7 protein-coding genes are annotated in these 23,139 nt (G+C 70.3%); 1 reads left to right on the top strand and 6 read right to left on the bottom strand.

Annotated features, from left to right (window positions below; genetic code table 11):
- Nucleotides 1-9 precede the first annotated feature (9 nt).
- From LQ326_RS05950 to LQ326_RS05930, 5 genes are all read right to left on the bottom strand, one after another.
- Nucleotides 10-11,046, bottom strand: a complete 11,037-nt coding sequence (locus LQ326_RS05950; protein ID WP_234533394.1) for a LamG-like jellyroll fold domain-containing protein — start codon at nucleotides 11,044-11,046, stop codon at nucleotides 10-12.
- Between the two features lie 261 nt (nucleotides 11,047-11,307).
- Nucleotides 11,308-12,024, bottom strand: a complete 717-nt coding sequence (locus tag LQ326_RS05945) for an HNH endonuclease family protein (protein ID WP_234533392.1) — start codon at nucleotides 12,022-12,024, stop codon at nucleotides 11,308-11,310.
- Between the two features lie 395 nt (nucleotides 12,025-12,419).
- On the bottom strand, nucleotides 12,420-15,953 hold the full coding sequence (mfd, locus tag LQ326_RS05940) for a transcription-repair coupling factor (protein WP_234533391.1): 3,534 nt from the start codon (nucleotides 15,951-15,953) through the stop codon (nucleotides 12,420-12,422).
- 363 nt (nucleotides 15,954-16,316) lie between these two features.
- Nucleotides 16,317-18,896, bottom strand: a complete 2,580-nt coding sequence (locus LQ326_RS05935; protein ID WP_234533389.1) for an ABC transporter permease — start codon at nucleotides 18,894-18,896, stop codon at nucleotides 16,317-16,319.
- Complete coding sequence (locus LQ326_RS05930) at nucleotides 18,893-19,681, bottom strand: ABC transporter ATP-binding protein (RefSeq protein WP_234533388.1); 789 nt, start codon at nucleotides 19,679-19,681, stop codon at nucleotides 18,893-18,895. The genes LQ326_RS05935 and LQ326_RS05930 overlap by 4 nt, the downstream gene beginning before the upstream one ends.
- 478 nt (nucleotides 19,682-20,159) lie before the next feature.
- Here LQ326_RS05930 and LQ326_RS05925 point away from each other — a divergent pair, with 478 nt between their 5' ends.
- Complete coding sequence (locus tag LQ326_RS05925) at nucleotides 20,160-21,653, top strand: MFS transporter (protein WP_234533386.1); 1,494 nt, start codon at nucleotides 20,160-20,162, stop codon at nucleotides 21,651-21,653.
- A 221-nt stretch (nucleotides 21,654-21,874) separates the two neighbouring features.
- Here LQ326_RS05925 and LQ326_RS05920 read toward each other — a convergent pair whose 3' ends face one another.
- Nucleotides 21,875-22,762 (bottom strand): cellulose-binding protein, encoded by an 888-nt coding sequence (locus LQ326_RS05920; RefSeq protein WP_234533384.1) that lies wholly within the window; start codon nucleotides 22,760-22,762, stop codon nucleotides 21,875-21,877.
- Nucleotides 22,763-23,139: the final 377 nt, after the last annotated feature.

Here is a 23,139-nt window from a genome sequence, read left to right as displayed (position 1 = left end):
CTGCTGCAGTTAGTCGAATCTTCCGAAGCCGGCACCGCAGCCTCCCCTTTCGGCACATGACTTCCCCTTGGTGGGAGCACCTCGGTTCTGGGCGCTGCTATTGCACGCGGCACCCTCTATGCACAGGTTCTCCGGCTCCAGGTTTCCGCCCTTACTCCTGGGCACATTGACATGACCTATCTGGACGTTGTCCGGGTTGGTAGTTTTCATTCCGCAGCGCCAGCACTGCAGAACACCTTCACCCTCTGCCTGCGCTTTGGCGACCATCGCATCTCGAATCGTACTGGGGACAGTCTTCTTCGCCGTCGGCCCGCCACGACTAACAGCCATCTGGCTCGGCGAAGCGACTTCTCCGTCTCGCAGTACGAACAGCGGAAGCTGGCAGGCTTGCGGTTTGCGCGCGTTGTCGTTGTGAACCAGGACGGGGATCGACCCAGCCTGCACATAGTACGTGTGGAGGGTGCCAACGGTGAGGTCGTAGGTCGTGGTGTGCGCGTGGTACAGGCGCACACCGGTGACCTGGGCCGTGCCGGTCGGAGTCTGGAGGACGTCGCCGGTCCTGAGGTCCTTGGCCTGGACGAAGGCCGACCGGGTCTCGTCGTAGAAGGGGTGGTGGAACGTCGTCGTCAGACGCGCGTCCCCGTTCCCGGTGTTCTCCGCTGCCGCAGCCTTGGTGTGGTGGGCCGTGCCCGCCTGGCTGACCGCGGCCATCGTCGCCGTCGTCGCCGGCTGGTCGGCAGCGCCGTGGCCGTGGCCCGCCGACAGCGCGCCCAGCACCGCCGCCGACGCCGCCAGGCCGAACGCCGCCTTTCGCGCCGCCTTCTTGGCGATCTTTCCGGCCAGCGCCTTCGCGCCTGCCTTCACCGTGGACTTGGCCGTCGGCTCGGACGCCGCCCGCTTGACGGTCAGGTCCACGAAGTCGTGGTCGGTGTACGTGACGATCACCGCGGTGACCTGGTGCGCCTCCGTACCCGCCACGCCCGGCACCGAGTTCGCGATCGTGTCGCCGACCTTGACCTGGTCGATGGCCTTCGTCGTGCCGTCCGCCATCAACACCCGGGTCGAACCGGTGAAGCTGTGGGGTTTGCCCTCACACCTCGGCCGTGAACCGCCTGACTCCTCCGCCGCCGGCTCATCCGAATGCGACTGCGCCCGCGTGCTCGCCGCCTCCGCCTCGCCGGTCGTGGCCGCCTCGTCCGTCGCGTCCGCCGCGGCGGATTCCCCGGCCTCCGCCGCTCCCTTCCCGAACAGGCCGCCCACCGCGCTCATCGCCTTCGGCGCCGCCTTCGCCAGCAGTTGGCCGCCCAGCTCGCCCAGCGCGCCGCCGGCCACGCCCGCGGCCATGCCCTCGACGGCCGAACCCGCGAACGCGCCCACGCTGCAGTCGTCGCCACCGTTGTCAGCGCACTTGAAGCCCTGCTCGGTCAAAGAGCCGGCCGCACCCGCCAATGCCGCGCACCCGATCGTGCCCACACCCGCCGTCGCCGCCTCACAGCCCGCGAACACCACCGTGGACACCACGATCGAGGCGATCGCCGCTTCGTGATGCTTGACGAACTTCTCGGTCGCCTTCGCCGCCGTCACCGTCGCGTGATACGCCGTCCGCGCCACATGAGCCAACGCGTGCGCCGCCTTCCGCACCTGGTGGGCGACGTGGTGCAGGGCTTCCTTCGCCGCGTGCACCACACGGTGCACGGCACGCGAGACCTTGTGGTAAGCGGAGTGCATTTCATGCACCGCGTAGTGATAGGCGCGTCTGACGTGCCGGACCGCGTAGTGGTAGACGCGATGCGTGTAGCGCACCGAGGCGCGGTACACGTCCCGCACGTGGTGCACGGCCTTGCGCACCATGTGCCTGACCCTCTTGACCACCCGGTGCACCGCCGCCTTGGCCCGGTGGTACACGTGCGTCGCCGCCCGCTTGGCCGCGTGGTAGGCGTGCGAGATGTGGTGCACGGCCTTCTCCGCACCGCACACCAAGTCCCACATCGAGCACTGACCGGACTCGTCCGTGCCCGCCATCGGGTTGTCGTCGACGTAGGCGAAGGGGTTCGCGGACACCGAGTTGGGCGTCGCGTCCAGCGACACGCTGTCCTTGTTGAGGAACTGGCCCGTTCCCGGGTCGTACCAGCGCGACGCCGTGCCCACGTCGCCGGTGCCCGGTTCGGTCCAGCCGGACTGGAAGCCCAGGTGGCCGGCGAGCAGTGACGTCGACAGCACCTTGCCCAGCGGGTCGTAGGACTGGGAGCCGGAGAGAGTCGTCGCGCCCGACGTGAACGTGCCGACCACGTCCGCGTGCTGGTCCGTCAGGGCCAGGACCGCGGTCCCGCCGGACGGCTTGATGCCGACCACTGAGCCCGCGGGATCGTAGGTGTACGTGGTGTCGCCGTCCGAGGCGATCGTGTTGTCCGCGCCCGAGTAGGCGAACGTCCGCGACGAACCCCCGCCCGTGTCCGTGATGTTCCGGCCCAGCGCGTCCAGGGTGTACGACTGGGAGCCTGCCACCACCTGGCCGCCGAACGCGTCCGCCTGCAGGGCGACCGTGCCCGATGTCGACGACTGCTGCGTCATCGTGCCGCGTGCCGAGTACGCGTACGAGTTCACGCCGTCCGAGGTCAACTCGTCACGGGCGTCGTACGTGTACACGTTCGCGCCGTTGCGGATCCGGTTGCCCGACGCGTCGTACGCGTAGGCGGTGGTCGTGGTGCCGTTGTTCCACGACGTCAGGCGGTTCGCGTAGTCGTAGGCGTATGTGTTCGCCGACGCGCCCGTCACGCCCGTCGTCGTCTTCGACGTCAGGTTGCCGTTCTTGTCGTAGTCGTAGGCGAAACTCGCCAGCGTGGACGCGCCCTGCACCAGGGTGTCGCTGGTCAGTTCGTGCGCGCTGTTGTAGCCGAAGGACCTGGTCTGGCCCGTCGAGCCGTACTTGATGGACGACAGCTCGTTCAGGTTGTCGTACGAATACGTCAGCTGTGTGCCGGTCGCCGCGTCGTTCAGCGACGACAGCCGACCCGCCGTGTCGTAGCCGTAGCTCGTCGTGCCCGCCGCGTCCGTACGGGACAGCATCTGGCTGTCGTCGTTGTACGTGAAGCTCGACGAGCCCGCCGAGCCGGACGTCGACAGCAGATCGCCTCGGTCGTCGTAGCTGAAGGCGTCGTGCGTGGCCGTCTGGTGGTCGGCCGCGCCCGTGGTGCCCGCCTCGGCCGTGTCCGCCGACAGGACGCGGCCGTCGGCGTCGTAGCTGAAGCTGCGTGTGGCCGTCGCCGCGTCGGCGCCGGAGCCGGACATCGACTTGAGCTGGCCGACGGAGTCGTAGGACAGGGACGTGGTCACGCCGCCGGGCAGCGTCACGTTGGTCAGCTGGCCGTCGCCGTCGTACGCGTAGGTCGTCGTCGAGTCCGTCGCCGACGTGTACTGCGCCGTCGTCGGCTCGATCACCTTCTCCTGCTGGCCCCACGGCGTGTACGTGTAGCGCCAGGAGTTGCCGCGGCCGTCGGTGAACCGGGTACGGTTACCGGCCGCGTCGTAGCCGAACGTCGTCGTGATCGACGTCGTGTCGTCGACCGGCTGGATCTCCTGGGTGACCGTGCCCGCCGCGTCGTAGGTGAAGTGGCTGGTGTGCTGGCGCGCGTCCGTGACCGAGGTGACGTTGCCGACGCCGTCGTAGCCCGTCGAGGACTGCGCGAGGACGGTGCCGTTCGCGTCGTACTGCGTGACCTGCGCAGGGTTGCCGGCTGCGTTGTAGTCCGTCTGCGTGTAGCTGTTGTCGGCCAGGATCGTCTTCTGCTGGTTGCCCTCGAAGTCGTAGGTGTAGCGGGTGGTGTTGCCCGCGCCGTCCGTGACCGAGGTGGTGTCACCGGCCCGGTTGTAGCCGTATGACGTCGTCACCCCGCCCGGCGACGTCTGGGAGGACAGGTGCGCACCGTACGGGTTACCGGAAGTGACCGCGTAGGAGGAGCGCGACGTCAGCGTGCGCGTCGCCGGGTAGCGCTCCAGGGTGGTCTGGGTCAGCTGGCGGCCCAGGTAGTCGTACGTCGCCTGGGTCTGGGCGCCGGTGCCGTCCGTCGCCGTCAGCTGGTCGCCCGCCATGTCGTAGGTGGCATGCGTCTTGGTGGTGTCCGGCTCGGTGATCTGGGCGAGGTCGCCCATCTGGTCGTACAGGTACGACGTCGTCTTGCCGCCCGGGGTGGTGACCGAGGTCTGGTTGCCCTGGCTGTCGTACGTCCACACCGTCGTGCCCGCATTCGGCGAGGACGCCCCCGCCGGGGTGTACGACGGCAGGGTCTCGGAGACCTTGTTGCCGTCCGCGTCATAGGCGGTGTCGGTGGTGTTGCCGTCCGGGTCCTGCTCCTCGACGGCCTCGCCGAAGGTGTTGAAGCCGGAGGTGGTCACCGGGCGCACGGACACCGGATTGGTGCCGTCGGCCTCCGCCTGCACGGCCGGCGCGGTGGTGACCGCGAGGTTGCCCGCCTCGTCGTAGGCGTAGTTGGTCGTGTTGGTGTCGGCGTCCGTCATGGACGTCGGCAGGCCGCGCTTGTCGTACGTCCACTTGGTGGTCTGCTCGTCGGACGAGCCGACGGTGCCGCCTGAACGGCCCTTGCCGTAGAGGGAGGAGATCTCGGCGGCGGAGAGTGCGCGCTGGTAGGTCTGGACGTTGCTGGCCGCTCCGTTGACGACGTTGGCGACGGCGCCGCCGGCGGTCTTCGCGCCGCCGACGGACAGCGGACCGGAGCCGGTCCACGGTGAGGTGTTGGAGGCGGTGCCCGCCAGGGAGCCGTTGACGTACAGGCTCATGGTGCCGGTCGACGCGTCGAAGACGCCGACCAACTGGGTCCAGGTGTCCAGCGCCGGGGCGCTGGCGGCGTACGCGTTGTAGTACGCGGACGGGGTGCCGGAGGAGTCCTGGCTGGGCGAGATGAGGCGGTAGACGCCCTGGCTGGACGCGTACTGCAGGTAGAAGGAGGACCGGTTGGTGCCGCCCTGCGCGACGAAGGTCCGGAAGGTGGAGGTGTCGTGCAGTTTCACCCACGCCGAGACGGTGTAGGAGGCGGTGGTGTCCAGGACCGGGCCGTTGGTGGCGACGAGGTCGCCGTTGCCGGAGGTGTCGCCGCTGAACTGCGCGGCGTCGTCCGACCAGGTCACACCGCTTCCCGCGGTCGCGGTGTTGCCGGTGCCGGAGGAGTCCGTGACCGTCCGGCCGGAGGTCTGGTTCAGCTTCCACCAGCCCGCGGGGTGACCGGAGGCGTCTCCGTACAGCGTCTCGCTGAGGAGGTTGCCCATGTCGTCGTAGGTGCTGGTGACGGTGCGGTCGGAGCCGGTGGAGTCGTGGTCGTTCTGGGTGGCGACCTGGTCGTCCGGGGTGTACGAGACGCTGGTGACGCGGTCCACGCCGGTCGGGTCGACCGTGGTGGAGGTGGTGCGGGAGGCCGCGTCCACCGTGTAGTTGGTGACCGTCTCGCCGTTGTCCGTCGTCTGGGAGACCATGCTGCCGGCCGCGTCGTAGGAGTCCGACTCCAGGACGTAGCTGCTGGAGCCGTCCGCGTTCTTCTTCGTCGCCGTCGCGAGCAGGCCGTCGTCCGTGTAGGTGTACGACGTGGTGCTGCCCATGGCGTCGGTGACGGACGCGAGGCGGCCGGAGGGGTCGTAGGCGCGCGACTGTTCGGTGAGCAGGCTCGCTGTCTGCGGGTTCACCGGGTCGCCCGTGTACATCAGGCCCTGCGTGAGCAGGTTGCCCTCGGCGTCGTAGGTGTAGCGGGTCTCGTCGCCGTTGGACGCGACCTCCTTCGTGCGGTTGCCGGAGGAGTCGTAGGTGTACGTGGTGGTGTTGCCGTTGCTCGCGCCCTCGGCCGCGTTGGCGTCGGACTCGGTCAGGACGTGGTCGTAGGCGTCGTAGGTCCACGACTGGGTCCGGGACTTGTCACCGCCCCGCGCGTCGGCGACGGTCTGCGAGGTGACATTGCCGTCGTCGTCGAAGACCGTGCTGGTCACCGCGGCGTGGGTGGCGCCGGTGACCCGGTCGGTGATCTGCGGGTCGTCCTCCTCGGTCACCTCGTCGGCGGCGTCGTACTTGTACGACGTGACCAGGCCGGCCGGGTAGCTGTCGGAGACCGCCTTCTGGCTGACGACCCGGCCGAGGCCGTCGTAGGTGTACGAGGTGACCAGGCCGATGGCGTCCGTGGTGGAGGCCACGTCGCCGTCGGAGTAGTAGGAGACCTGGTTGACCGCGCCGCCGGGGCTGACGGTCTTCACCGGCAGACCGGCCGGGACCACGCCACCGTCGGCCGACGGGTAGGCGCTGGTGCCGTCGCTGTACACGGTGCTGGTGGTGCGGCCGTTCGGGAAGCCCGGGACGGCGGGACCGGTGACGGCGGTCTGGTTGCCCGCCGAGTCGTACGTGTACGACGTCAGGTACGTGTTGTCGGTCGCGGACGAGGAGCGGCCGTCCCGTTCGGTAAGCAGCTGGTCGTTGCGCGGGTCGGCGGTGGTCAGCTGGGCCGTGGTGTCGTCCGGGTAGTACGTGTAGTACTCGGTGTTGCACTTGTTGGCGGCCTGGTCCTGGCAGGTCGTCGAGGAGACGATGTTGCCGCGGACGTCGTGGCCGGTGGTGGTCATCGCCCCGTTGGGGTCGGTGACGGTGTGCTCGAAGCCCGCGGTGTCGTAGCCGAAGCGGGTGGTGTTGCCGAGGGCGTCGGTCTCGCTCAGTTCGCGGTCGCCGTGCAGGACGTCGTAGGTGTAGGTGGTGGTCGCGGTGGTCGGGGTGGTGACCTGGACCGTCTTCACCGGCAGCAGGCCGGTGGAGTCCTTGGCGGCCTCGAAGTGGGCGTCGACGTCGTCCTGGGTGAGGCCGGTGCCGTAGAACGCCACCTCGGCGATGGACCCGTTGAAGTGGCTGACTTCGCCGGGGGTGTCCAGCCAGCTCTTGGCGAAGCCGGCCCCGATGTAGACGTGGCTGTTGGACTGGTCGTTGGGCGCGCCGGTGTAGTCGGCCTGCTTGATGCCGTCCAGGTACATCGTCTGGGTGGTACCGCTCACCGTGAGCGCCACGTGGTGCCAGGCGTTGTCGGTGACCGTTCCGGTGGAGCCGAAAGCCGCGGAGCCCGAGCCGCTGCCTGCCCAGAAGTGGCCGTGCAGCTTGCCGTCGCTGCCGACGTACAGCACCGGCGTCCAGGTACCGGACGCGGAGGTCGCGCCGGCGATGGCGACGGACTGGTCGCCGATCAGTACGCCCTGCGCGGCGGTCTTGAACCACAACTCGACGCTGCGGTCGCTCTTCGCGTGCAGCAAGGAGGCGGGCACCTCGACGTAGGAGGTGCTGCCGTCGAAGGAGGCGGTGGTGTGGTCGCTGAACGGTCCGCTCGCGCCGAGTGTCACCGCGCTGTACGTGCCGTTGCCGCCGCGCACCTCGTCCAGTGCCTGGGTGGCGCCCGCCGCTTCCCCGAGGCGGTAGTACTGGAGCGGGGCGCCGCCGAGGACCGCGCCGCGGTAGGTGTCGCTGGAGCCGGTGACGGTGGGCGTGCCGAGCTTCCACACACCGCCGTTCTCGTCGGTGAGCTGGGTGAGCGCGGTGGAGTCGGTGTCGTACGCCATCGCGGCGTAGGTCTTGCCGGACGGCCGCTTGATCGAGGTCAGCAGGCTGGTGCTGTGGGTGCCGAACTTGTACAGGTCGCTGACGTCGGCGGCGACCAGCGGGCGGCTGTACCAGGCGACGTCGGCGATGGAGCCGGTGAAGTAGCTGGCGGTACCGGCCGAGGACGAGGTGGAGTAGTTCGGCTCGTCCGGCCAGGCGCCGCCGAGGAAGCCGGTGCCGAGGTAGTTGTAGACCTGGTTCTTGCCGAAGGCGGTGGCGCTCTTGATGGAGACGGTGCCGGTGCGCGAGCCGATCTTGGTGTTGTCCAGGTACAGCGTCTGCGAGTTGCCCGCGGCGGACAGCACCACGTGGTGCCACTTGCCGTCGGCGACCGAGGCGGAGGTCTGGATCGGGTTCGCGCCGCCGCTGTACCAGAACTCGGCGTTCAGCTTGCCGTCGGTGCCGACGTAGATGGACGGCGTGTAGAAGCCGGCCGCCTGCCCCGAGCTGATCGGCTGGGAGGCATAGGAGTACAGCACGCCCGGGCCCGCCGACGTCTTGAACCACAGCGAGATCGCGCCGGAGTCGGTGTCGTTGCCGAGGTTCTTGGGCAGCGAGATGTCGGAGGTGGTGCCGTTGAAGGTGGCGGCCGGGGCCGAGGAGCCGGTCAGCGGGCCGGTGCCGCCGGGGGTGACGTTCTCGTAGGTGGCGTCGGTGGTGCCCTCGTTGGCGACGACGGCGTCCTTGGCGGTGGTGGCGCCGGAGGATTCCGACAGCGGCCAGTAGGCGTGCGGGTCGAGGTCGAGGGAGGCGGTCTGGTACGGCGAGCCGCTGGTGTAGCCGTAGGTGGTGCACTTGGTGGTCGACACCGGCGAGCACACGGTGGTGAGCTGGTCACCGGTGTAGCCGTAGTTCCACGTCTCGGTGGTGGACGAGTTGCCCGGGGTGACGGGGTCGGTGGTGACGGTGGCGACGTGCGCGGCCGAGGCGCCGCTGGGCGTGGACCAGGTCAGGCTGAGGGAGCGGTTGGAGACGGCGGACGTCATCTTGGTGATGTGGCCGCTGGTCCAGGTGAGGTTCATGGACCGGCCGTTGGCGTCGGTGACCGAAGTCAGGCCGTAGGCGCCGGAGCCGAGGGACTGGGTGAAGGTGTAGACGGTGTCGTCCTTGTCGGTCAGCGTGTAACCGCCGGTGACCGACTTGAAGGTGGCGAAGCGTCCGTTGCCGGGCGTGAAGGTGCCGTCGCTGTTCTTGCCGTAGCCGACCTCGGAGCCGTCGGGGTAGGTGACCAGGACGCTGGAGACCGCGCCGGAGGCGGTGTAGTGCTCGGCGGCCCTCGCGTCGAAGATGCTCGACCAACCGGCACCGAACGCGCCCGTCGAACGCGGGTCGCGGGAGTTGTAGTCGCGCTCGACGTCCAGGGAGGGGCCGACGGTGGAGATCGACGCGTCGGTGTCGTTCGTCGTGTAGTTGCGGCTGGTCGCGTCGAACCCGTGGTCGCTGCTGTTCTGCGACAGCCCGGAGGTGATGACGGTCTGCGGGACCTCCACGGACAGCGCGTACGACGTCGCCGTGGAGTACAGGCCGGTCGAGGAGTCGTACGCCTGCGCGGTCCACGTGTAGCTCTTGTTCCAGGCCAGCTGGCCCGCGGGCACGGTCCAGTCACCGGTGGAGACCAGACCCGAGTCGGCGACCTTGGTGCCGCTGGAGTCGTAGACGCGGAAGAGGTACTGGTTGCTGGAGCCGCTGGTGGAGTTGGCGCCGCCGGCCCAGGCGGTCAGCTCGGGTGTGGTGGTGTACTCGACGGCGTTGTCGGCCGGGAACTGCTCGTACAGTTGCGGCGCGGTGTTGCCGGTGTAGGTGACCAGGATGTGCGGGCCGAGCGCGGGGTCGTTGAAGGAGCCGAACTGCTTCCAGTGCAGGGTGTCGCTCGTGGAGGCGTACACCGCGAGGCCGTAGTCGGCGGCGGTGCCGCTGAACCAGCCCTGGACGGCGGACGTGGACAGCGGTACCTGGACCCAGTCGCCGACGGTGCGGTCGGCGGCGGTGTTGGCGCAGGCGTTGGGCACGCTCGGGGTGACGTTGCCGATGGAGGAGCCCTTTGCGGGGCCCGGGTAGCTGGTGGCGCTCTCCGGACTCCACGCCGCAGTGACCAGGGCGACGTCGAAACGCTCGGCGGTGCAGGTGGCGGCCCAGGTGTCGAAAATGTCCAGGTGGGACTCGGTGACGGTGGCGCCGCTGGCGTCCCAGGCGGTGTCCCAGTGGTTGACGAAGCTGATCGCGCTGTGGGTGCCGGAGTCGTAGGAGCCGACCTTGATGGTCTGCTCGTAGGAACGGTCCTGGGCGGCGTAGCCGGACTCGACGTAGGTGGTGGTCCAGCCGTCGTCGACGGTCGGGTCGACGGTGACGGGGAAGACCCGCTTGGTGCTGAGCAGCCAGTCGGCGTCCAGGGTGATCTTCAGGGCGTAGCCGCTGTCGGTGTGGACGAGCTTGGTGGTGACGTCGTGGGTGGTGGCCGGGTCGCCGGAGCGCGGGTTCACCTTCGAGTCGAAGGCGTACGCCGGGGGAATGCGCTCGACGGTACTGCCGGCCGAGTCACGCAGATCGGTCCAGCCGTTCTTCTGCTGGACGGGAGTGAGGCCCTTGAGGGTGAGCGGGAAGGTCCAGGTGTTGCCGGCGTCGGCGGAGCTGAGGACCACGGACTCCTTGACGCCGGTGGCGGTCGGGGTCAGCGCGAGATCCGTGTCGGCGAGGACGTCGTGATACGTGACGGTGGAACCGTCGGCGGTGCCCTTTACGGGGGCGGCGCCCTTGAGGGCGTAGGCGATGCGGTGGCCCTTGCCGTCGGCCAGGGAGGCGAGGGCGGAGTCGGTGGCCTTGGCGGCGAAGTCGACGGCGACGGAGTTGGCCTTCTCGTACCAGCGGCCACCCGGTCCGGCCCGGACATCCACGTCGATGGGCGCCCATCTTCCCTTGCCCATCTGGTAGTTGACGGGGCTGGTGTACATCTCGCGGGTCGTGCTGCCGTCCGCGTTGTGGTAGACGGTCTCGGTGCGCGAGGACTTGGTGGGGCTGAGCTTGCTGGTCTTCGGGTCGAAGTGGCCACCGCCGCTGGTGCCGCGGGCCGGTCTGGCATTGTGCGCGTGGTAGGCGGCCAGCTCGCCGTGGCCCTTGCCCGGCTTCTGCCCCGCGCCGCGGTGGGCGGCGGTGGCCTGTGCGGAGACATGGTGTTTGAGGCCGGCGGCGGTCCCCGACTCCTGGTGCGGCAGCTTGCCCCAGTGCGGGTCCTCGAACCAGGACGCCAACGACTTCATGCTGAGGCTGGGCAGTTGGACGGCCCCCAGCTCCATGCCCTGCGCCGCCGCCTCCTGTGTGGTCAGCGTCAGCGCCAGCCCGACGAGAGCGAACAGCGCGGCACAGCGCCGCACCCGTCCGGTGCGGCGGGCGGAGCGGGCACGGCGAAGTGACCTGAAGCGCACGGCATGACTCCAACAGGCAGGAGCGGTAAGGAAAACGGAGAGATCTTGCCTGTTGTGTACACGCAATGAACAGAAGTGGAGGGAGACACTTGGATCGATCTTGACCAGCCCTTACCGGACCGGCACCACATAGTCGGACTGACCACTTTTGTCTTTTATTAATTCCTTACGATCTCAGCGCGGCCATTACACCAAGCCGTTACGCACCTGTGCCCGCCATTACGTTTATCAAGGCCGGCCCGCTGCCGGCGACACGCGGGTTCAGCGCGCCGTGAAGCGTGACGGCGCGTTGGTCGGGTTGCCGCCCGAGGGGAGTCTCTGCCCGGGACAGGTGGTGAGGACCTTCTTCATCGCGGCCTTCTCGGCGGCGGTGACCCACAGGCCGTACTTCTTCTTCACGGCGACCTGCGCGGCGACGTAGGTGCAGCGGTAGGACTTGTCGGGCGGCAGCCAGGTGGCGGTGTCGCCATCGCCCTTGCCGCGGTTGGCGCCGGCGTCGACGGCGAGGAGGTTGAGCGGGTCGTTGGCCAGGGCTATGCGCTTGCCGGCGTCCCAGTACCTGGCGCCCTTCTGCCAGGCGTCCGAGAGGGCCACGAGGTGGTCGATGTCGACCAGGCTGCGGCCTCGCCGGTAGGTGACCACCTTGCCGGAGTAGGGGTCCGGCTCCAGCACGCCGTAGGAGACCTTGCAGTCATCGTCGGTGTACTTCACGTCCTTGAGATCGCGTTTGAGTATGTCGTCCCGGGTATCGCAGGAATTGGAGTCGGTGTCCGCCCACGCGGAGCCGAACCTGGCCCGGGAGTAACCGGTCTTCGGCGCCCGGCCCTTGACGGTGAGCGAGTCGGCGGCGGTCAGGGCCGCTCCCCCGCCACCCGTGCCCTGGGCTCCCGAAGCACCCTTGTCCTGAAGGTCCTTACAGCCGGCCACGGCGAAGATCACGACGACAGCGGTGACCGCCCCGCCCCTCAGACGCGCCACGTACGCCCCCTCCTCCTTGCCCCGGTCCGCCTCCGCACGGGCGGATCTCCGCTGGTCTCACGGTAACTGCCGGACGTTCGGGTCAGACGGCACACAAAGCGGGGCAAGAAACGCGACTCCCCCTTGCTGCCGCCCTGTTGACGCCGGCCTGAAGCCCGATCGGCATGCCGCCGCGCCCGCTCACGTCTCACCGAGTCCGCATGCCCCGGACGACACGGTTCACGCTCTGCCCGCCGGCGAACACGGTCCGGCCCCGTGGCCCGGCAGCCCGGCAGCCCGGCAGCCGGTGACGGCTGCTGTTCCGTCCGGGAGCCGGTCAGCAGCCGTCAGCGGCCGTCAGGAGCAGAGGGCACGTCCTCCGCCAGGCCGCGAGGCCGCGAGGCCGGGGCAGGCGCTCACGACCCCAGGATCGAGGCGAGGAACTCCCCGACCCAGCCCAGCAGTTCCCGGCCGACCAGCGGCTTGCCGCCCACCTTGGCGGTTTTCGGGCGGGGTACCAGAAGCTGGTGGACGGCCGGCTTGATGACGGTTCCGGGGTAGAGGCGCTTGACCCGCAGCTCCTGCGACTCGCGCAACTCCACCGGCGCGAAGCGGATGTTGGCGCCCTGGAGGACGATCTCGCCGACTCCGCACGCGCGGGCGAGCATCCGCAGCCCGGCGACCAGCAGCAGGTTCTCCACCGGCTCAGGCAACTTGCCGTAGCGGTCGGTGAGTTCCTCACGGACCGCCCTGACGTCGTCCTCCGAGTTGGCGGAGGCGATCGAACGGTACGCCTGCAGGCGCAGCCGCTCGCCGGGCGCGTAGTCGTGCGGGACGTGCGCGTCGACGGGCAGTTCGATCTTGACTTCGAGCGGCGGCTCCTCCTCGATCTCACCGGTTTCCAGCTGCCGCCGGTAATCCGCCACAGCCTCGCCGACCATGCGGACGTACAGGTCGAAGCCGACGCCCGCGATGTGCCCGGACTGCTCGCCGCCGAGCAGGTTGCCGGCGCCGCGGATCTCCAGGTCCTTCATCGCCACGTACATGCCGGCGCCCATCTCGGTGTGCTGGGCGATGGTCGCCAGGCGCTCGTGCGCGGTCTCGGTGAGCGGCTTCTCGGGCGGGTAGAGGAAGTAGGCGTAGCCCCGCTCGCGGCCGCGGCCGACCCGGCCGCGCAGCTGGTGCAGCTGGGACAGGCCGAAGGTGTCGCCGCGTTCCACGATCAGCGTGTTGGCGTTGGAGATGTCGATGCCGGACTCGACGATCGTGGTGGAGACGAGGACGTCGAACTTCTTCTCCCAGAAGTCGACGACGACCTGTTCGAGGGCCGACTCCGACATCTGGCCGTGGGCCGTCGCGATGCGTGCCTCGGGGACGATCTCACGGAGTCTGGCCGCCGCGCGGTCGATGGACTCCACCCGGTTGTGGATGTAGAAGACCTGGCCCTCGCGCAGCAGTTCGCGGCGGATGGCGGCGCCGATCTGCTTCTCCTCGTACGGCCCGACGAAGGTGAGCACCGGGTGCCGCTCCTCCGGCGGTGTGGTGATCGTGGACATCTCGCGGATGCCGGTGACCGCCATCTCCAGGGTGCGCGGGATCGGGGTGGCGGACATGGTCAGCACGTCGACGTTGGCGCGCAGCTTCTTCAGCTGCTCCTTGTGCTCGACGCCGAAGCGCTGCTCCTCGTCGACGATGACCAGGCCGAGGTCCTTGAACCTGGTCTCCGAGGCGAACAGCCGGTGGGTGCCGATGACGACGTCGACCGCGCCCTCCTTGAGGCCCTCCAGGGTCGCCTTCGCCTCGGTGTCGGTCTGGAACCGGGAGAGCGCCTTCACGCTCACCGGGAACTGCGAGTACCGCTCGGAGAACGTGCCGAAGTGCTGCTGCACCAGCAGGGTGGTGGGGACCAGGACGGCCACCTGCTTGCCGTCCTGGACCGCCTTGAAGGCCGCGCGGACGGCGATCTCCGTCTTGCCGTATCCGACGTCGCCGCAGATCAGGCGGTCCATGGGGACCGACTTCTCCATGTCGTCCTTGACCTCGGCGATCGTGGTCAGCTGGTCGGGGGTCTCCGCGTAGGGGAACGCGTCCTCCAGCTCACGCTGCCAGGGCGTGTCCGTGCCGAACGCGTGCCCGGGGGCGGCCATGCGCGCGCTGTAGAGCCTGATCAGGTCGGCCGCGATCTCCTTGACGGCCTTCTTGGCGCGTGCCTTGGTCTTCGTCCAGTCGGCGCCGCCGAGGCGGTGCAGGGTGGGGGCCTCGCCGCCCACGTACTTGGTGATCTGCTCCAGCTGGTCGGTCGGGATGTACAGCCGGTCGCCGGGCTGGCCGCGTTTGGCGGGGGCGTACTCCACGACCAGGTACTCGCGGGTGGCGCCCTGGACGGTGCGCTGCACCATCTCGATGTAGCGGCCGACGCCGTGCTGCTCGTGGACGATGTAGTCGCCCGGCTCCAGGGTGAGCGGGTCGATGGTCTTGCGGCGGCGGGCCGGCATCCGGGCGCCGTCCTTGCCGGCCGCCTTCTGGCCGGACAGGTCGGTCTCGGTGAGGACGGCGATCCTGAGCGCCGCGTCGACGAAGCCGTAGTCGATCGAGCCGCACGACACGTGCACGACCGAGGGGCTCAGCTCGCCCAGGTCGACGTCCAGGCGGGCGGCGATGCCCTCGCCGCCGAGCACCTCGACCGTGCGGGAGGCCGTGCCGTGGCCCTCGGTGACGAACACCGTGCGCCAGCCCTCGGCCAGCCAGCCCTTGGTGTCGGCGAGCGCCTTCGCGGTGTCGCCGCGGTAGGTCTCCGTGGCGTGCATGCCCAGCTTGAGGGTGTCGGCCGCGAGCTCCTCGTCGGCGGCGAACGGCGACACCGACCACCACATCATGTCCAGCTCGCGCGCGCGGTCGCGGACGTCCGCGATCGACCACAGGGAGGCCGCGCCGACGTCGATGGGTGCCTCGCCGCCGCCCGCGGTGGCCGCCCAGGACGCCTGCAGGAACTCCTGCGACGTGGCCACGAGGTCGGCGGCACGCGTGCGCACCCGCTCCGGGTCGCACACGACGGCCATGGCGCCCTTGGGCAGCACGTCGAGCAGCAGCTCCATGTCGTCGACCAGGACCGGGGCGAGGGACTCCATGCCCTCGACCGCGATGCCCTCGGCGATCTTGTTCAGCAGCTCGCCGAGCTCCGGGTGCTCCTCGGCGAGGGCACGCGCGCGTGCGCGGACGTCGTCGGTCAGCAGCAGCTCGCGGCAGGGCGGTGCCCACAGGCCGTGCTCGGCGACCTCCAGGGAGCGCTGGTCTGCGACCTTGAAGTAGCGGATCTCCTCGACGTCGTCGCCCCAGAACTCGACGCGCAGCGGGTGTTCCTCGGTGGGCGGGAAGACGTCCAGGATGCCGCCGCGTACGGCGAACTCGCCGCGTTTCTCGACGAGCTCCACGCGCGCGTAGGCGGCCGCGGCGAGGGCCTCCACGACCTCGTTCAGGTCGGCGCTCCGCCCGGTGCGCAGCGCCACCGGCTCCAGGTCGCCGAGGCCCTTGACCTGCGGCTGGAGTACGGAGCGCACGGGTGCGACGACGACGGAGACCGGGCCGGTCTCGGGGTCGTCGGCGCTGGGGTGGGCGAGGCGGCGCAGGACCGCGAGGCGGCGGCCGACGGTGTCGCTGCGGGGGCTGAGGCGCTCGTGCGGGAGCGTCTCCCAGGAGGGGTACTCGGCGACGCCCTCGGAGGGCAGCAGGGTGCGCAGGGCGGACGCGAGGTCCTCGGCCTCGCGGCCGGTCGCGGTGACGGCGAGGACGGGGCGGCCGGTCTCGCGGGCCAGGGCGGCGACCGCGAAGGGGCGGGCCGCCGGGGGGCCGACCAGGTCGACGTGCATGCGGTTGCCGTCCGCGGCCGCCTTGATCGCTTCCGCGAGGGCGGGGTCCTTGACGACGGCGTCTAGCAGACCGTGCAGGCTCATTCAGGGCGGCTTTCGTCCGGGGGTGGGCAACGCGAAGTGCCCGGCGCGGGCTGCGACCGGGGGGTCTCCAGCGTACGACTACGCGGGCGCGGGTGCCGGGGCTGTGGATGACCTCCGTCGCCCTGTGCGGCGCCGTGCGTCGCGGTGGCCGTACCAGGGGGCTCCGCCCCCTGGACCCCCGAAGCCTATGCCCATGGGCAGCCCGGCTCGGCCGCCCGACTCGGTCGTCCGAGAGGCCGGGCTCGAAGAACAGGAGAAGCCGCACCCAAGACGCGCCCGGCGCCGGAGAGTCCCCAGGACTCCCGGCGCCGGGCGTTCCCCCGCAACCCCCGTGTGCGGTGGTCTTCTCGGCCGGCTCTCGGCTCAGTCGGTCGCGATCGCGTTCAGGACGTTCATGCGGCCCGCGCGGAACGCCGGGATCAGGGCGGCGAACAGGCCCACGAAGGCCGAGCCGACGAAGACCCCGATGATGGTCGGCCAGGGGATCTCCAGGACCTTCAGGCCCTGCAGGGCGAGCAGTTTCTGGGCCGTGGCGCCCCAGCTCATGCCCAGGCCGAGTCCGAGCAGGGCGCCGAAGAGGGCGATCACCACGGACTCCATGCGGATCATGCGGCGCAGCTGGCGGCGGGAGAGGCCGATGGCCCGCATGAGGCCGATCTCGCGGGTCCGCTCGACCACCGAGAGGGCGAGGGTGTTCACGACGCCGAGGACGGCGACGATGATCGCCAGCGCGAGCAGGCCGTAGATCAGGTTCAGCAGCTGGCCGATCTGGTCCTTGAGCGCCTTCTTGTAGTCGGTCTGGTCGCGCACCGTGTACTGCGGGTAGTCGTGCAGCGCGCTCTTGAGCGCCTTGTACGCGCTGTCCTGCCGCCCGTCCTTGGCGGTGGCGAAGACCAGCTCGTCGAGCGGCATCCTGGCGGCCGGCACGTACTTGGCGAGCGTGGCGATGGACGTGTACTTGGCGCCGGCGTCGATGAGGCCGTCGCTGCTGGTGATCGCCCGGACGGTCAGGTGGGCCGTGCGGCCGTCCTTGAACCTGACGGCGATCTTCGAGCCGAGGTGGATGCCGTGCGCCTTGGCGAACTTGTCGTGCACGGACATCGAGTCGGGCAGGTAGGCGTCCTTGAGGTCGCCGGCGACGGTCTTGGTGCGCAGGTCGGTCGCGTACGTCGGGTCGGCCGCCGTGATGTCGGTGTCCTTGAGCGTCTTTCCGTCGGGCGTGGTGTAGTCGGCGGTGGTGGTGCGGTACTCGGTGACGCGGGCGAGCCCGGGCACGTCCTTGACGGCCCTGACCGCCTGCGGGGTGATCCGCTGGCCGCTGTCGGACTGGATGATGAAGTCCGTGCCGACGGTTTTGTCGAGCTGGTCGGAGGCGGAGGCGACCATGGAGGAGCCGACCACGGAGAGGCAGGCGACCAGCGCGAGCCCGATCATCAGGGCGGCGCCGGTGGCGCCGGTGCGGCGCGGATTGCGCAGCGCGTTGCGTTCGGCCATGCGCCCGACCGGGCCGAACATCCGCAGCAGGACGGCGCCCAGGACCCGTACGACACCGCCCGCGAGCAGCGGGCCGATGACGACGAACCCGATGAGGGAGAGGACGATGCCGAGGCCGAGCCAGGCCGAGCCCTGCTTGGCCTGGTCCGTGGCCGAGGCCAGGTAGAGGCCGTAGCCGCCCGCGCCGGTCAGCACGAGGCCGACCAGGGCGCGGATGCGGCCCGCCCGGGCGTCGGCGGGGGCGCCCGCGTCGCGCAGCGCGGCCATCGGGGAGACCTTGCCGGCGCGGCGCGCGGGCAGGTAGGCGGCGAGGACGGTGACGACGACGCCGAGGACGAGACCGAGCACCGGGGTCGTCCAGGCGACCGTCAGATCGCTGGTCGACAGGTGCATGCCCATGGAGCCCATGAGCTTCATCAGGCCGACCGCGATGCCGACACCCGCGCCGACGCCCAGGACCGAGCCGACCACGCCGAGCAGCAGGGCCTCGACGAGCACGGACCGGTTGACCTGGCGGCGGCCGGCGCCGATGGCCCGCATCAGGCCGATCTCGCGGGTGCGCTGGGCGACCAGCATGGAGAAGGTGTTGATGATCAGGAAGATGCCGACCAGGAAGGCGATCCCGGCGAAGCCGAGCATCGCGTACTTCATGACGTCCAGGAAGCCCTCGACGTCCTTCTGGTTGGCGTCGGCGGTCTCCTTGGCGGTCTGCACCTTGTAGGCACCGCCGAGTTCACCGGCGACGTTCTTCTTCAGCCGCGCGTCCGTGACACCCGGCGCTGCCGTCACGTTGATGTTCGTGAAGACGCCGGTCCGCCCGACGAGCGTCTGCTGGGCGGTCCGCGTGTCCAGGTAGAAGATCGCGGCACCGGGGTTGGTGACGGTGAAGTCGGCGATGCCGGAGATCCTCGCGGTGTGCGTGCCGACCGCGCTGATGACGGCGAGTTCGTCGCCGAGCTTCAGGTGGTGCTTGTCGGCGGTGTCGGCGTCCACCATGACCTGGCCGGAGTTCTTCGGCGCCGCTCCGGAGGTGATCTTCATGGTGCGGGCGTCGTTGGAGTTCCAGCTGCCGACGATGGTCGGCGCGCCGCTCGACGGCGACATGCTGTCCTTCCTGGCGTTCACCACGGTCACGGACGTCGAGAAGACCGTCCCCTCGGCCGCCTTGACGCCGTCCGCCGCACGGACCTCGGTGACCACCGAGGCCGGCATGACCGGCGGCCTGCCGTTGTCGGAGGTCGTCTCCCCGGTGTCCGAGGCGCCCTTGGCACTGACCGTGACGTCGGACGAGGTCGCCGCGAACAGCTTGTCGAACGTCGTGTTCATGGTGTCGGTGAACACCAGCGTGCCGCACACGAACGCCACCGACAGCAGCACGGCGACCGCCGACAGGGCCATGCGCCCCTTGTGCGCGAAGAAGTTGCGCATCGAGGTCTTCAGGACGGTCATGACGTCCGCCCCCGCGCGTCGAAGTCCTTCATGCGGTCCAGGACGGTGTCCGCGGTCGGCTTGAACATCTCGTCGACGATCCGGCCGTCGGCGAGGTAGAGCACGCGGTCGGCGTAGGAGGCGGCGACCGGGTCGTGCGTGACCATCACGATCGTCTGGCCGAGCTCGTCCACGGAGCGGCGCAGGAAGCCGAGCACCTCCGCGCCCGCGCGGGAGTCGAGGTTTCCGGTCGGCTCGTCACCGAAGATGATCTCGGGGCGGGCGGCGAGGGCACGCGCCACCGCCACCCGCTGCTGCTGACCGCCGGAGAGCTGTGTGGGGCGGTGCTTGAGCCGGTCCGCGAGCCCCACGGTGTCCACCACGCGCCCCAGCCACTCCTTGTCGGGCTTGCGCCCGGCGATGTCCATGGGAAGCGTGATGTTCTCCAGCGCGTTCAGCGTCGGCAGCAGGTTGAACGCCTGGAAGATGAACCCGATCCGGTCCCGGCGCAGCTTGGTGAGCTTCTTGTCCTTCAGGCCGGTGATCTCGGTCTCGTCCAGGTAGATCTCACCGCTCGTCACGGTGTCGAGCCCGGCGAGGCAGTGCATCAGGGTGGACTTCCCGGACCCCGAGGGGCCCATGATCGCGGTGAACTGCCCCCGCGCGATGTCCACGTCGACGTGGTCCAGGGCGACGACCCGGGTCTCTCCGGCCCCGTACGCCTTGACGACCTGCCGCGCCCGCGCGGCAACGGCCGTACGCCCTCCAGTACCCCCGTGCCTGGGAATGGTCACAGCCGATGTCACGGTATGTCTCCTAAGTCGGTCAGCGAGCGGACAGCGTGGTGCTGTGGCTCGCTGCGCGGTGGTCGGTACGACGATGAGTCTCGCGGCCGGCAGGGGTGCTCCGCGCTGGTGCGAAGCCCCGTCTTGCCCGGGGGGAAAACCCCACCCCCGCCGGTTCGGTCAACCGCCCCCCGGCGGCATAAAGCCAGATTAAGGACGAGCGGGGTGCCGTCTCGTCCTCCGACGGTACGAACGCCCCCCGAGCCGTAGTACGGAGGACCCCCTAGGGGAGGTCCACCGCCGGGTGGAGCCCGTCTCGGGGTCGGTCTCCACCCACCGCCCCAGGCAGCGTCCACCCTCCCGTCGCGTGAGGGTCAAGCGGCGGGGCGTTCCGACCCGTTCCCACCAGGTGGACGCGCACTCCCGCGGTGCCGGGGCGAATGGGAAGCTGTTGTGCGCGACATAGATACATGACGGACACACGGGGAGGGGATCCGGCGTGGAGAACACCAGACCCGCGATACGCGCGGCGGGGCGCGAGGCCGGGACGGGCCGGCGGGGGGCCGTGGTGGCCGCCCTGATGCTCGCCATGGCGCTGCCGGCGCTCGACTCCACCGTCGTGTCCACCGCCGTACCCCAGATCGTCGGCGACCTCGGCGGCTTCTCGGTCTTCTCCTGGCTCTTCTCCGGCTATCTGCTGGCCGTCACCGTGACGCTGCCGGTGTACGGCAAGCTCTCCGACACCTTCGGCCGCAAGCCGGTGCTGGTGGCGGGCGCCGCGGTGTTCCTGCTCGGGTCGCTGCTGTGCGCCCTCGCCTGGAACATGGGCGCGCTGATCGCGTTCCGGATCGTGCAGGGCCTCGGCGGCGGGGCGCTGCAGGGCACCGTGCAGACCCTCGCCGCCGACCTGTACCCGCTCGAGGAGCGTCCGAAGATCCAGTCGAAGCTGTCCACGGTGTGGGCGGTGTCGGCGGTCGCCGGACCGGGGCTCGGCGGGGTGCTGGCCACCTACGCGGACTGGCGGTGGATCTTCCTCATCAACCTGCCGATCGGCGCGGTCGCGCTCTGGCTGATAGTGCGTCACCTCCACGAGCCGAAGCGCGCGCCGCGCACGCCCGGGCGAGTGGACTGGGCGGGTGCGCTGGCGGTCTTCGCGTGCGGCGGCGCGCTGCTGACGGCACTCGTGCAGGGCGGAGTGGCCTGGGCGTGGTGGTCCGCCCCGTCGTGCGCGCTGTTCGCCACCGGACTCGCGCTGGCGGGGCTGGTGGTGTGGATCGAGCGCCGGGCGGCGGAACCGATCATCCCGGGGTGGGTCTGGCGGCGCCGTACGATCGCCGCCGTCAACCTCGCGCTCGGCGCGCTCGGCCTGCTGATGGTGGCGCCGGCGGTGTTCCTGCCCACGTACGCGCAGTCGGTGCTCGGGCTCGCGCCGGTGGCCGCCGGGTTCGTGCTGTCGGTGTGGACGCTGTCCTGGCCGATCTCGGCCGCCCTCAGCCAGCACGTGTACCGGCGGATCGGCTTCCGCGACACCGCGCTGCTCGGCATCGGCACGGCCACGCTGATCCTGTTCGCGTTCCCCTTCCTGCCCTACCCCGGGTCGGCCTGGCAGCCGACGCTGCTGATGCTGCTGCTGGGCGCCGCGCTGGGCCTGTTCCAGTTGCCGCTGATCGTGGGCGTGCAGTCGACGGTCGGCTGGGAGGAGCGGGGCACGACCACCGCGTCGGTGCTGTTCTGCCGGCAGACCGGGCAGACGATCGGGGCGTCGGTGTTCGGCGCGGTCGCCAACGGGGTGCTGGCCCTGCGGCTGGGCGGTACGGGCGACCTCGACTCCGTGACGCGCGCACTGGACGACGGAACGGCGCCCGAGTCCACCCGCCACGCCATCGCGGACGCGGTCCACGCGGTGTACTTCGGGGCGGGGAGCGCGGCAGCACTGGCGTTCCTGATGCTGCTGGTCGTGGCACCACGACACTTCCCGGTCCTCAAGGACTGACTCCGGCCCCGCGGTCTGCGGTCCCGCGGTCTCCGGCCCCGCGGTCTCCGGCCCCGCGGTGGACGCGGGCGACACCCGAGGTCGGACACGTGCGGTGGGAGCGAGCGCGTACCGCCCTTCCCGTTACCGGAAAGGACCACGCGCCATCGCCAGTCATCACCCGGCCGGATGAACCGGTCGCAACATGAAACAGGGGGAACTCGGCGGCCAGGACGCCGGCGCTATTCCGCCGCCGCGCGCCCCGTCAGGGTCATGAGGCTGTCCCGCATGCGATCCATGTGCGCCTGTACGTGGTCCCAGGTCTCCCCGTGCTCGCGCAGCACGCGCTCGGTCTCCCGGGCGATGCGGTCCTCCTGGGCCCGGGCCTCCGCGAGGAGCTCGGCGGCACGCGCCTGCGCCTCCTCCTCGGAGCGGCGCGCCGACTCCCCGGCCTCCTCAAGGGCCCGCTCCGCCTCCGCCAGGGCGGCCTCGGCGCGGGCGATGCGCTCGGCGTTGTGCGCGTCGACCGCGGCGGCGCGCGCGGCCTCCTCACGCTCCTCCTCGGCCCAGCGCTCGGCGTGCTCCTTGGCCTGCTCGGCGAGCATCGCGATGGTGCGCTGCCGCACCTCGCGCAACGCCGCGAGGGCCTCCCCCCGCCGCTCCTTGACCTCCAGGCGCGCGCCGACGCGGATGTCGTCCGCCTCGGCGCGCGCGGCGAGCAGCAGCCGGCGGGCGCGTTCCTCGGTGTCCGCGCGGAGTGTGTCGGCCTGCTCCTGCACCGCGCAGCGCGCGCGCTCGGCACGCTCCGCGGCTTCCACGACCCCCTCCGTCAGCTCACGCCGGGCGTCCTCGCGCAGGGCCTTCGCCTCCTCCAGCACGAGCCGGAAGATCCGGTGCGCGCGGTCCCCGAGCGCCTCGTACATCTGCGGAGCGAGCTGCTCGACCATGGCGCGCACCCGCTCGGACTCCGCCTCCATCTCCTTGGCGAGCACGGTGAGCCGCGCGGCCCGCTCCCACGCCGCGTCCCGGTCCTCGCTGAGCGCCGCAAGGAACGTGTCGACCTGATCGGGGCGGTAGCCACGCCCCCGGACGGTCACGAACTCGTACGGCGACATCGATGCGCTGCTCACCTGGAACCCCTCTCCGCCGGACCCGCACGAAATGATGATTTCGCGGACATCTTGATGGATCGGACGTAAGTGTTCATAACACGACACTCCGCATGCCACGCTGGAAACAGCGCAAGCCATGCCAGCGGGTGAGAAGCACGTCAGGGGGCGTGAACCGTCACCCGCGCGCCCTGCGGTGACGGGCCGGCACCGTCGCACCCACGCCTTCCCATGACACGCGCTCCAGCTCGGCGGGCGGACCGCCGCCCGGGAAGAACGGCCGGCCGCGCGGGGTCGTAGCGCTCACCGGCCCTCCAGGCGCGCGGCACGGTCTCCTGCACCAGGTCCCCGGCCCCGTGGAACGAGCCCGGGGACCGACACCACTTCGCCGCCGACCC

It is taken from the genome of Streptomyces shenzhenensis (assembly GCF_021462265.1).
In the GTDB taxonomy this organism is placed as follows: Bacteria; Actinomycetota; Actinomycetes; order Streptomycetales; family Streptomycetaceae; genus Streptomyces; species Streptomyces shenzhenensis.
Note: the sequence above shows the minus strand (reverse complement) of the source record. Positions and strands in the feature narration are given on the sequence as shown.